This is a genomic window from Microlunatus sp. Gsoil 973 (assembly GCF_009707365.1).
Classification (GTDB): Bacteria; Actinomycetota; Actinomycetes; order Propionibacteriales; family Propionibacteriaceae; genus Microlunatus.
Window position 1 is genome coordinate 271,498 of the sequence record NZ_CP046122.1, and the last position, 14,702, is coordinate 286,199.

At 67.4% G+C, this 14,702-nt stretch carries 12 protein-coding genes; 6 read left to right on the plus strand and 6 right to left on the minus strand.

Features of this window, described 5'->3' with window-relative positions; all coding sequences use genetic code 11:
• Nucleotides 1-180: 180 nt before the first annotated feature.
• The 4 genes from GJV80_RS01240 to GJV80_RS01255 form a co-directional block, all read right to left on the minus strand.
• The gene (locus GJV80_RS01240) at nucleotides 181-1,383 is read right to left on the minus strand and encodes a hypothetical protein (protein ID WP_154686368.1); all 1,203 of its coding nucleotides are present in this window, start codon (nucleotides 1,381-1,383) and stop codon (nucleotides 181-183) included.
• A gap of 321 nt (nucleotides 1,384-1,704) precedes the next feature.
• Nucleotides 1,705-2,103, minus strand: a complete 399-nt coding sequence (locus GJV80_RS01245) for a DUF3037 domain-containing protein (protein WP_230208003.1) — start codon at nucleotides 2,101-2,103, stop codon at nucleotides 1,705-1,707.
• Nucleotides 2,100-2,891 (minus strand): HipA family kinase, encoded by a 792-nt coding sequence (locus tag GJV80_RS01250; protein ID WP_230208004.1) that lies wholly within the window; start codon nucleotides 2,889-2,891, stop codon nucleotides 2,100-2,102. Before GJV80_RS01250 ends, GJV80_RS01245 begins: the two co-directional genes overlap by 4 nt.
• A gap of 112 nt (nucleotides 2,892-3,003) precedes the next feature.
• Nucleotides 3,004-6,594: an ABC transporter ATP-binding protein gene (locus GJV80_RS01255; RefSeq protein ID WP_154686369.1), complete on the minus strand. Its 3,591-nt coding sequence runs from the start codon at nucleotides 6,592-6,594 to the stop codon at nucleotides 3,004-3,006.
• 192 nt (nucleotides 6,595-6,786) lie between these two features.
• Here GJV80_RS01255 and GJV80_RS01260 point away from each other — a divergent pair, with 192 nt between their 5' ends.
• The 6 genes from GJV80_RS01260 to GJV80_RS01285 all read left to right on the plus strand — a co-directional run bounded on the left by GJV80_RS01260 (nucleotide 6,787) and on the right by GJV80_RS01285 (nucleotide 13,166).
• Nucleotides 6,787-8,319, plus strand: coding sequence for an arylsulfatase (locus tag GJV80_RS01260; protein WP_154686370.1), 1,533 nt, complete (start codon nucleotides 6,787-6,789; stop codon nucleotides 8,317-8,319).
• A 195-nt stretch (nucleotides 8,320-8,514) separates the two neighbouring features.
• On the plus strand, nucleotides 8,515-8,823 hold the full coding sequence (rplU, locus tag GJV80_RS01265; RefSeq protein ID WP_154686371.1) for a 50S ribosomal protein L21: 309 nt from the start codon (nucleotides 8,515-8,517) through the stop codon (nucleotides 8,821-8,823).
• Nucleotides 8,824-8,835: 12 nt separating this feature from the next.
• Nucleotides 8,836-9,126: a 50S ribosomal protein L27 gene (rpmA, locus tag GJV80_RS01270; RefSeq protein WP_154686372.1), complete on the plus strand. Its 291-nt coding sequence runs from the start codon at nucleotides 8,836-8,838 to the stop codon at nucleotides 9,124-9,126.
• Between the two features lie 83 nt (nucleotides 9,127-9,209).
• Complete coding sequence (gene obgE / locus GJV80_RS01275) at nucleotides 9,210-10,703, plus strand: GTPase ObgE (RefSeq protein ID WP_154686373.1); 1,494 nt, start codon at nucleotides 9,210-9,212, stop codon at nucleotides 10,701-10,703.
• Between the two features lie 12 nt (nucleotides 10,704-10,715).
• Nucleotides 10,716-11,843, plus strand: a complete 1,128-nt coding sequence (gene proB / locus GJV80_RS01280) for a glutamate 5-kinase (protein WP_195909104.1) — start codon at nucleotides 10,716-10,718, stop codon at nucleotides 11,841-11,843.
• A gap of 21 nt (nucleotides 11,844-11,864) precedes the next feature.
• On the plus strand, nucleotides 11,865-13,166 hold the full coding sequence (locus tag GJV80_RS01285; protein WP_154686374.1) for a winged helix-turn-helix domain-containing protein: 1,302 nt from the start codon (nucleotides 11,865-11,867) through the stop codon (nucleotides 13,164-13,166).
• Between the two features lie 14 nt (nucleotides 13,167-13,180).
• On the opposite strand, the gene GJV80_RS23465 is transcribed toward GJV80_RS01285, so the two are convergent.
• Both GJV80_RS23465 and GJV80_RS23470 read right to left on the minus strand, forming a co-directional pair.
• Entirely contained in the window at nucleotides 13,181-13,936 is a 756-nt protein-coding gene (locus GJV80_RS23465) for a mannitol dehydrogenase family protein (RefSeq protein WP_230208478.1), read from the minus strand.
• Nucleotides 13,824-14,675: a hypothetical protein gene (locus GJV80_RS23470; RefSeq protein WP_230208005.1), complete on the minus strand. Its 852-nt coding sequence runs from the start codon at nucleotides 14,673-14,675 to the stop codon at nucleotides 13,824-13,826. The genes GJV80_RS23465 and GJV80_RS23470 overlap by 113 nt, the downstream gene beginning before the upstream one ends.
• Between the last annotated feature and the right edge of the window lie 27 nt (nucleotides 14,676-14,702).

Here is a 14,702-nt window from a genome sequence, read left to right on the forward strand (position 1 = left end):
GCTCTGGTGTTGTTCACCGCCGTGGTGAAGGCGTCGTCGACGATCGCGGGGTAGCCCGGATCCATCGGTTCGACGGAGAGGGCAAGAGTGTTCGACGAGTCGGGTTCGGGCACGGAAAGTCCCCTTCGCGTGGTCGGTGAGGATTGGGGGGGGGTGAGGTGGTGCGATTGAGAACGAGGTTTACAGCGGCTGAATTCGAAGCACGCAGTGGTAAATGTCGTCGTTGCCGGACAGCGCATCGATCGACAAGGTTGTGTAGAACTTCTGGTTACCGTGACTTACCCGCAGCTGGGCTTCGGGATTGTTGTCAAAGGCCTGTTCCCAATCCATTCCGGGAGTGAAATCACCGATCCACAGAGCGTTGTCGTCGGCCCAGGGAATGGAGATCAGGACCGCGAGATCCTGGCCGGACATGCCGTGCGGTGACAACTGCAGAGCAAACCCGGTGCCCTCGTAACCACTCTTGTTCATGGTTGAGAAGTTCGCTTGATAGACGACCGGTACGTCGGTCTCATCACCCCAGGCATCCACAGCACGGCCCATTTGCGGAAGGACCGACTGGGCTGGTTGGGCCGTCATGGCGCCGTTGTAGGTGTACGGCGTCGACCAGGTGAAGTCGGTATTGGTCTGATTGTCGATCTCGAGATGCACCTGGAACTGCTTGGACAACGCTGTTATCAGTAACGGCACGGCGACGAGCAACGCCAACGCGGCGAACGCCGGGACGGCTGCACTGAGGTCGATCGCGACCTCGGCGACCGCGACCTCCTCGACCACCAGATCTGCCGACTCGGCACCGATGTCCTCGGCAGCGTCGCCCGCCGCGTCGGCCAGGTCTTCGCCGAGCCCGTCGATGTCCTCACCGACGTCGATCTGTAGCCACCGTTCGACCGTGCTCTGTACATAGCTGGTCAGCTGTTGCAGCAGCGGCTTGAACAATGCCTGGATCAGCGTGTTGGTGACGACGATCCCGGCGGGGATCTCGGCCAACGACAGCCCGAACGAGATGATCTTGGCGAGCTGGGTCGGCTGGGGCAGGGCGAGGCGGACCGTGGCTATGCCACGCACGGGGACGCCGTTCAAGTCCGTCTCGGACAGGTCGGGGTTGAGCTGTACGGCCACGTTCATGGTGGTGGTGCCGTCGGTGGCGATCGCCTGCATCGCGCCGCTGGGCAGTTGTTCTGTGGAGAACGCGGTTTCGGCGTGGGCGTTCAGATAGCTGGTGAAAGCGGAGAATCTCAGCATGTGCTGGAGATAGTTGCTCGTTCCGGAGCCGCCGCTGACCGCCTGGTCGATCAACAGCTGATAGCCCTCGTTGTTCTCGACCGGAAATCCGTCGGGCGAAGCCGGAACCAGTTGAAAAGGCAGTGTCGGAAGAGCCACTCCATCACACCCATTCCGATTCGTTACGAGCATGAAATTGCATGGCCATCCTTCCCGAGTCCCCTCGTCGAGCAGGACGCTAGTGGCACCTCGTCCCGGCGTGCTAGGGACTAAATGCCCGAAATGCTGAGGAAGTCTTCAGGCCACCGGTCTGACTCAGAATTACTGCCGGCTCATCACCGGGAAGAACAAAGTCGGTGCTGTGAATGCCCATGCTTGGGCCGGCATCTGCAGAGTCGCTATACACCCCGGGATTCTTTGTGCGCAAGAGGGCGAAGTGATTTTGGTCGAAAGTCGAGGTGGGCGGGCGGGCCGAATCGTTCAGTCTGGCGGGAGGACCAACAGGCGGACGAGCTGATCAAGCGTGGCGATCGGATCCGCGGTCAGACCGGTGTGCACCGGCGAGGGCTGGACGACCGTACTGCGCGGTGCGGTGAGCATGCCGAAGCGGGTGACCAGGCCGGAGTTCTCCCGGTTGGTCCCGACCGGCTCGGTACAGGCGGCAACGACCGATTCGGCGGCCTGGATGATCAACTCGATGTTCGCTTTCGGATCCAGTGCGAGGATCCGTTCCGGTGCGACATCGGCGCGGGCACGGAGGAAGTCAAGGTCCTGACAGTAAATGATCACTCCGATGTTCACGAACTCGCCACGTTCGACCCGTGGGACCGCCCGCAGCGTCGCATAGCTGTACGGATACAGCTTCTGCTTCCCGGTCACGGCAGCCACGCCTCCGCCGCGGCGAGCCGGGCCAGCAGGTAGTCGCGGTAGGCCGCACGCGCGGCGTCCGGGCCGGTCGGCGCGGCCGGATCGGGCCGGAGCTCGTCCGGGGCGAGCCAGCCGTCCGGCACCAGCCCGGTGATCGAATCCAGCAGCTGTCCGGTCACCAGCCCGGCCAGCTCCTCGTGCACCGACCGGGCGTCGGCCAGCCCGGCCAGCACATGATCGTCGTACCGATAGGGCGAGCGCGCGAACCGCTCGGGATCCCCCCAGGCATGGTGGAAGCGGAGGCACGCACCATGATCGATGGCCCAGAGATTCCGGTGCCAGATCAGCAGATTGGTGTTCCGGGCGCTCCGATCGACGTTGGCCACCAGGGCGTCCATCCAGACCACCCGGGCGGCCTCGTCCTGCGGCACGCGGAAACTCCGGTCGAAGCCGATCGAGCCGGGCAGGTAGTCCACGCCCAGATTGAGGCCGGCGCTGGCCTGCACCAACTCCTGGACCTCGAAATCGGGTTCGGCGCGAGCCAACTCGCTCTCCACCTCGACCAACGCCAGGTCCGGCGTACGGATGCCAAGAGCGCGCGCCAACTCGCCGACGATGATCTCCGAGACCAGCGCCTTCGGGCCCTGCCCGGCTCCGACGAACTTGACCACGTACGTCCCGAGGTCGTCGGCCTCGACGATCGCCGGCAACGAGCCGCCCTCGCGCAGCGGCGTCAGATAGGTGATCGCGGTGACCTGCGGCAGCGACGTCTGCACGGCCGGCGGCGGGGACACGGTCACCCGGTCAGCCTATCGACGCCGCTGCCGGCCGGGTTCGCGACGCTCCGAACCCCGGACCCGCACGACACGCCGCACAAATCAGGGGATATGTGACCCCTCGGCGGGGAGGGGGTCAGCCGGCGAGGTGTCCCCAGGTGTCGGAGAGGCGGGTCCACGGGCCGACGGCGGCAACCTCGCCGTCGACGAGCACGACGACCTTGTCTGCCTGAGCCAGCGCGGAGCGTTTCGACGTTGCCCCGATCACGGTGGCGTGGCGCTCGCGCAGGGTGGCCCACAACTCGATCTCGGTCGTCGCGTCCAGCGCGCTGGAGACGTCATCGGCCAGTAGCAACTCGGCATCGGTTGCCAGAGCCCGGGCCAACGCGAGCCGCTGCACCTGGCCGCCGGAGAGGCGGACGCCCCGGTGGCCGACCAGTGCGTCCTTGCCGCCTGCATCGGCGATATCGGCCTCCAGCCGGGCACCGGCCACCGGCTCGTCGAAGGCCCGCGGATGTCCGAGCCGTACGTTGTCGGCGAACGTGCCGGACAGCACCCGCGGCACCTGAGCGACATGGGCCACCTGCCCCGGGCGCAGGAAGGACTGCGGGTCCTCGATCAGCCGACCGTTCCAGCGGATCTCGCCGCGGTGTTCGATCAGACCAGCCAGTGCCGACAGCATGCTGGACTTGCCCGACCCGACCTGGCCGACCAGCAGCACCAACTCACCCGCCTGCACGGTCAGATTGATTCCGGACACGCCGATCGTGCCGTCGTCGTGCACGGCGGTGAAGTCGATCAGGTCCAGCCGCTCCAGCGGCGTGCGCGGCGCAGGCACCGGTTCCGGCGCCACACCGTTCACCAGGTCGATCCCGGGCGGCAGGTCCATCAGGTCCCTGCCACCGGCGAACCGGCTCGTCTCGGCCTGCCAGGCGCGGGTGCCCGGCGCCTCGGTGACCACCGAGCCGGCCACCCGGCCGAACCAGTTGAAGCCGCTGACCGCATTGGCGACCAGGAGCGCGGTGGCCAGGCCCCAGACGTCGGCCATGTACGCCGCCCAGGCCGCGACCGCGCCGATCTGCACCATCACCACCGGTACGCCGTCGAGCAGCGCCTGTACCCGGTGCTCCCTGACCGCAGCGTCAACACGGCCACCATCGACCCGGCGCAGATGTGCATGCACCTGCTGGGTCGCGGCCGCCAGCTTGACGGTCCGTGCGGCGTCCAGGACCGAGACCAGCGTCCGGCCGAAGCGGGCCCGGGCCGCCGAGGCCGCGGCCGCCGACCGGCCTGCGATCGGCCGACCGATGGTCGAGGCCAGGGCGGAGGAGACCATCACCGCCAACAGCACCGCACCGGCCAGCCAGGTGCCACCCAGCAGAGCAGTGACCACGGCGATGACCAGGCCGTTGAGGAAGTCAACCCACCGGTCGCCGTACCGGGCGAACCGGTCGGCGTCCATCGACCGGGCGACCACCTCGCCCGGCGGCGTACGGGCCAGCCGGTGCTGGCGGGTCTGGCCGTAGAGCACCGCCATCCGGGTACGCAGCAACACCTCGACCCACCAGCGCGGATACATCCAGAATGCCTGGGCGAGCGCCAACGGCGCTGCGATCAGGGTTCCCAGGAGCGCGAGCACCAACCACCACGGCGCCCGGCCGTCCTGCAGCGCTTCGACTATGTGGCCCCAGACGAGACCGGTGACCGCACCCTGTGCGCCGGTCACGTCGGCGAACAGGAAGAGCAGCGCACCGAGGACGCCCCACTCCGGCCGGACCAGCAGGGCGTGCAACACACCCTTGGCCAGGCTCGGCCCGGTGCCGACCTCGGGACGGCTGGGCGGTTCTCCCACTCGCCGCCGCCCGCCGACCGACTCGGCGGACGGCGGGTCAGGCACGCGGGGCGAATCATGTCGGTCATCGTGTTGATCATGGTTCTGGTCGTCGGGTTGCTCACTCGGGCCGTCGTAGGTCCCGCGGCCCGCGCCGCCGGCCAACAGCAGGTCCCGGAACGGTCCCGGCGTAACTGCCAGTTCAACGCGAACGCCATGCTGGACGACCCGGCCGTGATCAAGCACCGCAACCAGGCCGGCCCGGGCGATCGTGGTCAGCCGGTGGGCGATCAGCACACCGGTCCGCCCGGACAACAATCGGTCCGAGGCGGCGACCACCAACCGCTCGGTCAGCGGATCCATCCGCGCCGTCGCCTCGTCCAGGATCACCACCCGGACGTCGCGCACCAGCAGTCGGGCGAAGGCGACCAGCTGTTCCTCGCCTGCCGATAGCGATGTTCCGCCCGGCCCGAGCACGGTGTCCAGGCCGTTCGGCAGTCCGTTGACCCAGTCGTTCAGGCCGAGTTCGGTGACCGCGGATTCGATCACCGGGGCAGGCAGGTCGTCGTCGAACAGGGCGACGTTCTCGGCCAGCGTGCCGGCCAGGATCTCCGTGCGCTGGGTGACCACACCGACCCGGGCGCGCAACTGTTGCAGGTCGAGATCACGAACGTCGACGCCACCGAGGAACACCGTGCCGACCGGAGGCTCAACCGCCCGCGAGATGAGGGAGGCGAGGGTCGACTTTCCGGAGCCGGTACGACCGACGAGCGCGATCGTCTGCCCCTGCGGTACGCGCAGGTCGATGTTCTGCAGGGCGAAGGTGCCCTCGTCATAGGAGAAGTCGAGGGCGCGGATCTCCAGGTCGATCGGGTGATCAGGATCCGAGGACAGGACGGCGCCGCCCTCGGGTTCGGGCTCGGCGGCCAGCATCTGTCGGAGCCGGGTGATCGCACCCATTCCGGCCTGCAGGTCCGGCAGGTTGTTCGCGACCATCGAGATCTGCCCGACGAAGGTCGAGGTCACCAGGAACAGCGTGACCAGCCGGGCGACGCTGAGGTGATCGTTGATCGTCAGCGCAACGCCGGCGACACCGATCGCGGCGAGCAGCGCGTGCAGCAGGACACCGGCGCGGCGACCGATGCGGGCCTCGACGGCGATGACGGCCCGGAACTTCTCGTGGACGGCTGCCGACAGTCGGGCGACGCGGGCCAGGATGTGTGCCTGCCCGAGGCTGGTCCGGAGATCATCACGGCCGGCGATGCCTTCCTCGAGGGCGGCGGCGTGGTCTGTCCAGGCCATCTCCTCGATGACCTTGCGTCGGCTGATCTCGGTCAGCAGTTTGCGGATGGCGAACCAGGTGATGGTGGCCAACAGCGGCAGGAGGAAGAAGGCAGGCCACCAGGTCACGCCGGCGACGATCCACATCGGAACGGTGCCGAACATCGTCCGAAAGAGCATCCACAGCTGCCAGCGCAGCAGATTGCCCACCTCGTGGGAATCGTCGTCGACGCGATCCAGGATCTCGCCGACGGCCTGTTCGTTCAGCGCGGCCAGTGGTTGCCGGAGGGCCGCCGCCAACACGTCGTCGCGGAGCCGGCCCTCGACGCGGTCGGACACACCGACCCAGATGACCTTTCCCGCACTGTCGATCACCGCCGAGCCGACCACGCACAGTGCCAGCAGCCCGATCAACCGCCAGCTGGGGTGTTCGGCCAACGCACCGGCGACCACACTGCCCAGCGTGGCGGCCACTGCGGCCGCAGCGGCCGCGGCCAGGGCGACTGTCGAGGCCGGGCTGCGGAGCCGTTGCCAGTCCACCCGACGTGCCGGATCGTCCGTCGCGACGGGGACCGGTGCTCCAGCATCCGGCAGGGAGGTCAGTGTCTCGGTCATCGACCAACAAGCCTAGGTTGATAGGCCTTACACAGTCCTCCGGTTTTCGAACCTGACCGCGGTCATCAGGTTCGTTGTCAGGGTCCTCATCACAGTCTCGCCTCGTCCGGGTGGGCATTGACCGGGTGCCGACGTGCCCGGCAGGGTTGTCCGCAGGGACTCATTGCCGAAACCCGGTCGAGGAGACAACGCATGGGCTTGCCGCCGTACGCAGCCAACACTCGCCAGTCCGGAAGCAGGGCGCGGAAACTCGATCGGCCCAACATCATGCTGGTCTGCGTTGATCAGATGCGCGGTGACCTGCTGTCCGCCGCCGGCCATCCGGTGATCAAGACACCGCACCTGGACGAGATCGCCGGACAGGGGACCCGGTTCGCCCGGGCGTACTCCGCGACGCCGACCTGCGTTCCTGCCCGGGTCGCGCTGTTCACCGGCCAGTCGCAGGAGCGTCACGGCAGGACCGGCTACCGCGACGGCATCCCGTTCGGCCAGGCGCATCCGGTGACCATGCAGGGCGTACTGCGGGAGAACGGCTATCAGACGCAGGCCATCGGCAAGATGCACGTCTTTCCCGAACGTTCCCGGTGCGGTTTCGACGACGTCCGGCTGCACGACGGCTTCCTGCACTTCGGCCGCCGTTACGGTGGCCGGCATCTGGAGGCCAACGATGACTACCTGACCTGGCTGCGTCGCCAGCCGGGCATGGATGCGCATGCCGACTATTTCGACGACGGCGTCGGCTGCAATTCGATGGTGGCGATCCCATGGACCCGGGACGAATACCTGCATCCGACCAACTGGGTGGTGCACGAGACGCTGGACTGGCTGCAACGCCGCGACCCGACCGTCCCGTTCTTCTGTTACGTCTCGTTCCACCGGCCGCACGCACCGTTCAACCCTCCGCAGTGGGCGTGGGATCAGTACATCGGCCGGCAACCGATCGAGCCGCCGCGCGGCAACTGGATCGGCGACTTCGAGGACTTCCGCCGGGACAACTACCACCAGACGGTCATGGGGGGATTGGACCCGGAGACCCATCACCGCACGGTCACCGGCTACTACGGTCTGATCAGCCACATCGATCTGCAACTCAACCGGCTGGTGGAGGGCTTGGCTGATCATGAGTTGATCGACGACACCGCGATCATCTTCGTCTCCGATCACGGTGACATGATGGGCGACCACGACATGTACCGGAAGTCGGTCGGCTACGAAGGCAGTGCCCACGTGCCGATGATCATCCGGCCGGCGCCGCGGTTCGCTTCCGACGCACCACGCGGCCAGGTTGTCGATCAGGTGACCGAGTTGCGCGACATCATGCCGACGGTGCTGCAGATGGCCGACGTCGGGATACCGGAGACGGTCGACGGCGTCGGGCTGATGCCGTACGTGATGGGTGGCCGGCCGGTCGGTGAGCGCACCGAGATCCACGGGGGACACGTACATTTCGACCAGTCGCTGCAGTGGGTCACCGACGGTCGGCGGAAGTACCTGTGGGCGTCGGCCCGGGGGGTCGAACAGTTCTTCGATCTGGAGCAGGACCCCCAGGAGTTGTGCAACCTGATCGACGATCCGGCGCGGAAGACCGAGATCGATGACTGGCGGGACCGGCTGGTCGGCTGTCTGTCCGACCGCGAGGAGGGATTCGTCTCCGGTGGGCGTCTCGTCCCGGGGCGGCCGGTCCGGACCGAGCGCTCCGACATCGCCGCGCTGGTCGGAGGCTGAGCCGGATCCCGGGTGGGCGGACGGGAAGCGGCGTTGTGCAGTTTGACCCTCGGGTGCCCGGACGCGTACTCTAGATCCTCGGTGCGTTGACGTGTGCGCACCGGAATCCCGCGGTGACGCGTCCGGCGCCGGCCCCCCGGTCCGCCTCTGACAGCCCACCCGAGTCCGAAGAACAGCGAAGAGAGTAGGTCAGGCGTGTACGCGATCGTGCGGAGTGGTGGCCGCCAGCACAAGGTCGCCGTCGGCGATGTCATCGAGATCGATCGACGTGGCGACGAGGTCGGCGCGACTGTGTCCCTGACGCCGGTGCTGCTGGTGGACGGCGAGAACGTCACCAGCGACAAGGCCAAGCTCGACACTGCTTCGGTGACTGCCGAGGTCATCGGCGACACCAAGGGTCCGAAGATTCGGATCATCAAGTTCAAGAACAAGACCGGCTACCGCAAGCGCCAGGGGCACCGTCAGAAGTACACCCAGGTCAAGGTCACCGGGATCGAAGGCTGAGGAGTAGGCGATATGGCACACAAGAAGGGCGCGTCCTCGACCCGCAACGGTCGTGATTCCAACTCCCAGCGGCTCGGCGTCAAGCGGTTCGGTGGCCAGGTGGTGAACGCCGGCGAGATCATCGTCCGCCAGCGTGGCACCCACTTCCACCCGGGCGACGGCGTCGGCCGCGGTGGCGACGACACCCTGTTCGCCCTGGTTCCCGGCGCGGTGCAGTTCGGCACCAAGCGTGGACGCCGCGTGGTGAACATCGTCGCAGCAGAGGCGAAGGTTCCAGCCGAGGCTGCGGCCGCGGCTGAGTGATCAGACAAGCTTTCTCCAGGGTGGCCCGGACGATCCGTCGGGGCCACCCTTGTTTTATGACCTAGCAGAGAGGACGGTGGGCGATGGCCATTCCGAGTTTCGTCGACACCGTCACCCTGATGGTGGCCGGTGGTAAGGGCGGCAACGGCTGCGCGTCGGTGCATCGGGAGAAGTTCAAGCCTCTCGGCGGACCCGACGGCGGCAACGGCGGCCACGGCGGATCGGTGATCCTCGAGGTCGACCCCGGCCTGACCACGTTGGTGGACTATCACCGGTCGTCGCGTCGGTTGGCCGGCAACGGCCAGCCCGGTAAGGGCGACCATCAGAACGGCTCCAACGGCGGCGACATCGTGCTGCCCGTGCCCGAAGGAACCGTCGTCACCGACGCCGACTCGGGCGACCTCCTCGCGGACCTCACCGGAGCCGGAAGCCGGTTCGTCATCGCCCAGGGCGGCCGCGGAGGTCTCGGCAACGCGGCCCTGGCTTCCTCGGCCCGGAAGGCGCCCGGTTTCGCCCTGTTGGGTGAGGAGGGCGAGGCCCGGACCATCCGGATGGAACTCAAGGTGGTCGCCGACATCGGGCTGGTCGGCTTCCCCAGCGCCGGCAAGTCCTCGCTGATCGCCGCCGTCTCCCGGGCCCGGCCGAAGATCGCCGACTACCCGTTCACCACCTTGGTGCCCAATCTCGGTGTCGTCGTCGCCGGCGAGACGACCTTCACGATCGCCGACGTGCCTGGCCTGATCGAGGGGGCCAGCGAGGGTCGCGGGCTGGGGCACGAGTTCCTCAGACACATCGAACGCTGCGCCGCGATCATCCACGTCATCGACTGTGCGACCTATGAGCCCGGCCGCGACCCGGTCACCGATCTCAACGTGATCGAATCCGAACTTCAGGCGTACGGCGGACTGGCCGACCGGCCGCGGATGGTGGCCCTGAACAAGATCGACATTCCCGACGCGCGGGAGTTGGCGGAGCTGGTCAGGGCCGACGTCACCCAGCGCGGCTGGCCGGTCTTCGAGATCTCCACCAAGAGCGGAGAAGGGCTGCAGAAGCTGGTCTACTCGGCGGCCGAACTGGTCGCCCGTCGCCGCGCGGAGGCACCGCCGCCCGAGCCGCCGCGGATCGTGCTGTCCCCCAAACCGGTCGGCGGCGCGCCCGAGTTCACTGTCGCCCGGGAGGGCGACCTGTGGCGGGTGCGCGGCGACAAACCGGAACGCTGGGTCCGGCAGACCGACTTCACCAACGATGAGGCGATCGGCTACCTGGCCGATCGGCTCAATCGGGTGGGGATCGAGGAACGCCTGCTGGAACTGGGCGCCCGGCCCGGCGATACCGTAGCCATCGGCGGCGACGACGCGGTGATCTTCGACTTCGCGCCGCAGGTCGACGTCGGAGCGGAGATGCTCGGCCGGCGTGGCGAGGACCAGCGGTTGATCAATGATCGCCCGGCGGCGCAGCGGCGGAAGGCCAAGGACGAGGAGTATCACCGCGCTCTCGAGGCGGGTGAGTTGCAGCCGTACCGCATACCGACCCGAATCGATGAGGACGATGTTGCAGACCAGGATCAGAAAGGTTGATCGACCCCGACGATGACCGAGACGGCAGGGCGCGCCGAGATCGTCGGTGCGCGGCGCATCGTGATCAAGGTGGGTTCCTCTTCGCTGAGCACGGCCGCGGGGGGACTCGACCCGCAGCGGGTTCGTGATCTTGTCGATGTGCTGGCCACCGTACGGCTCGGCGGCCAGGAGATCGTTCTTGTCTCCTCCGGCGCGATCGCTGCCGGCCTCGCGCCGTTGGCGTTACGCACCCGTCCGCGTGATCTGGCCACCCAGCAGGCGGCAGCCTCGGTCGGACAGGGGCTGCTGGTGCACGAGTACGCCCGGCTGTTCGGCGCGGCCGGCCTGACCGTCGGTCAAGTGCTGCTCACTGTCGACGACGTCACCCGAAAGAGCCAGTACACCAACGCATCCCACACCTTCGACCGACTGCTCGAGCTGGGCGTCGTACCGATCGTGAACGAGAACGACACCGTGGCGACCCACGAGATCCGGTTCGGCGACAACGATCGGCTCGCCGCGTTGGTGGCACACCTTGTCCGCGCCGACGCGCTGGTCATGCTCAGCGATGTGGATTCGCTCTACACCTCCAATCCCAGCAAACCGGGTGCCCGGCGGGTGACCGAGGTGCGCAGCACCGATGATCTCGACGGCATCGAGGTAGGCGGCGCCGGCGCGTCGATGCTCGGCACCGGCGGTATGGAGACCAAGATCAACGCCGCCCGGATCGCCACGTCGGCAGGGATTCCGGTGGTGTTGACCCACGCGTCGGCGATCGACGGGGCGCTGTCCGGCAAGCAGGTCGGCACCTATTTCCACCCCACCGGCAAGCGGCGACCCAGCCGCCTGCTGTGGCTGGCCCACGCCACCGACGCTCACGGCGAGCTGGTGCTCGACGCCGGCGCGGTCGATGCGGTGTTGTGGCGGAAGGCATCCCTGTTGCCGGCCGGTGTCACCGAGGTCCGCGGCATCTTCAGCGCCGGCGATCCGGTCAATCTCGTCGGTCCGGACGGGGCGCTGGTGGCTCGCGGTCTGGCCAATTACGACTCGTCGGAGATGCCCGACCTGCTCGGTCGGCACACCGACGAACTCGCCGCCGAGCTGGGGGAGGGCTACGACCGCACGGTCGTGCACCGCGACGCGTTGATCGTTCTGGCCTGACCGGTTGCGTACCGTGTCGGTGTGGACACGCTGTCAGCTGCCGAGGCGCGGCGCATCGTCCTGGCCGCTCAGGGCTTCGGTGGACCCCGGCCGGCGTCTGTCCGCCCACGGCAGATTCGTGCGGTGCTCGACCGGGTCGGTGTGCTGCAACTCGATTCCGTGAACGTGCTGTGTCGGTCCCACTACCTTCCGCTCTTCTCCCGGCTCGGCCCGTACGCCCGCCGGTCGCTGGACCGGATGGCCTGGGGCAGACCACGGGAACTCTTCGAGTACTGGGGACATCAGGCCTCGCTGATGCCGTTGAGCCTGTACCCGTTGCTGCGCTGGCGGATGAACGCGGCGCGATCCTGGTGCTGGCCGAAGTGGTCGCCGTCCGGGGCCATCCCGCCGGACTGGTCGAAGACGTTCGACCGGCGGATCCCCGCGCCGTGGGCCGTCATCGCCGGCATGACCAGACTGGCGGTCGAACGGCCCGGCCTCGTCGAGGAGGTGCTGGCGCTGGTCACCGACAAGGGTCCGATCGCGGCCGACGATGCGACGCCGGCGCAGTTACGCCGCCGACGGGGCGCAGCGGATCCCGACCCGTCGACCGGCCGGATGTGGAACTGGCAGGACGCCAAGATCGGGCTGGAGTGGCTCTTCAGTCAGGGTCGCGTGACCACGGCGGCCAGGCACAACTTCACCCGGCTCTACGACCTCAGCCGGCGGGTGATCCCCGCCGAGTTCCTTGATCAGCCGGCGCCGAACGAGACCGATGCCTGCCGGGAGTTGATCCGTCGCGCCGCAAGGGCCTTGGGCGTGGCGACCGCCAAGGAACTCCGCAACTACTTCCAGCTTCCGTCCGACCTGGCGGCTCCCGCGATCACCGAACTGGTCGACAGCGGTGAGTTGATCAACACCAGGATCGATGGCATCCCCGGCGTCAGGTATCGCTGGCACCGGCCCGCCGATCTTTCCGATCAGCCGCGGGCGGTGTTGTCGCCCTTCGACTCGCTGATCTGGGACCGGGACCGGATCGAGAAGCTCTTCGGCTTCCGGTACCGGATCAGCATCTACACCAAGGCCACCGACCGCCGGGACGGTTACTATGTGCTGCCGTTCCTCCTCGGCGATGCGTTCGTCGCCCGGGTCGATCTGAAGGCCGATCGGGAGCGGTCGACCCTGCTGGTTCCGACGGTCAACGCCGAGCCGGGGACCGACACGAAGATCGTCGCAGCCGAACTGAAGGCCGAGCTGCGGCAGTTGGCCGGCTGGCTCGGTCTGGAGCGGATCGTCGTCGGGCGCGCTGGCAATCTCGCGGCGGCCCTCAGAGCCGAGCGATAGGACGAACTTGTCGATCAGGTCAGCTTCCTGACCGTCTCCCTGGCGCCCACCGTGTGCAGGGAGCGCAGCACCTCGAGGTAGGGCGCGGTGAACCGCGGTTCGTCGACCAGGTCACCGAAGAGCTCCCGGTTGGTCAGGAAGCCGAGCTCGTCGGCATCGGGTCCGACCTGCTTGGCGGCGTACTGCTTCAGCGTGTCGGCGATCCGGTCGTTGATCTCGATCGGCTGACCGTCCTCGTCCACCCCCTCGCAGTAGCGGGCCAGTGAGGCGATGATCGCGGCCGCCAGTCCGACCTCACCGCCGGTGGCGAGCTGATGGCGCACCACCGGCAGGACGAACTTGGGGATGCGGTCGGAGGCCTCCAGACAGAGCCGCTGGACCTGGTCGCGGACGTTCGGATTGGCGAAGCGCTCCAGCAGGGTGTCCTTGTACTCGTCAAGATCAACTCCGGGCACGGGCTTCAAGGTCGGCGTACCCTCGCGATCCATGTAGGCCCGGGTGAACGCCGCGATCGCCGGATCCTGGGCAGCCTCGTGCACCAACCGGTAGCCGGAGAGGTAGCCGAAGTACGCCACCGCCTGGTGTCCGGCGTTCAACAACCGCAGCTTCATCAGTTCGTACGGCTCGACGTCGTCGACGACCTGCACGCCGACCTCTTCATAGGGCGGTCGACCGAGCGGGAAATGATCTTGCAGGACCCACTGCTCGAACGGCTCGCAGACCACCGGCCAGCCGTCCTTGACCTGATGGTTCTCGGTGAGCGCGAGAATGTCCTCCGGCGTGGTGGCCGGGGTGATCCGGTCGACCATCGAATTGGGGGAAGGCGACGTTCCCGATCATCCAGTCGGCGAATTCGGGATCGGTCAACCGGGCATAGGAACTGAACGTACCCTTGGCGATCTCACCGTTGCCCTGGATGTTGTCGCAGGTCATCACGGTGAACGGCGGAAGCCCCCGTTCGCGCCGCAGTTTCAGCGCAGCGACGACCAGCCCGTAGACCGTCTTGGGCGGACCGTCGGAATTGACCTCCTCGAGGATCACCGGGTTGCCGGCGTCGAACTCGCCGGTGACCGCATCGAGGTTGTAACCGCCTTCGGTTATGGTCAGCGAGACGATCTTGATCGATTCGTCAGCCATCTTCTCGATCACCGCGTCCGGATCATCGGGTGCGAACAGGTAGTCGACGATCGAGCCGATCACCGTCACCGTCTGGCTGCCGTCCGGCGCCTTCTCCACCAACGTGTACAGGCCGTTCTGGGCCTTGAGGACGTCCCGCATCCGGGCGTCGTTGGGCAGGACACCGACGCCGCAGATCCCCCAGTCCGTTGCCTTGCCGGCCCGCAGCAGGCGATCCAGATACATCGCCTGATGGGCGCGGTGGAAGCCGCCGACGCCGAAGTGGACGATTCCGGCCTTCAGCCGCGACCGGTCATAGTCCGGCAGCGCGACCCCCTCGACGGACGACGCCGGGGGCAGTTCTGCGGCCAGGTCGATCACGGGTTGGGTCATGGCGAGCCATCCTCCTTCGGTCGGGTG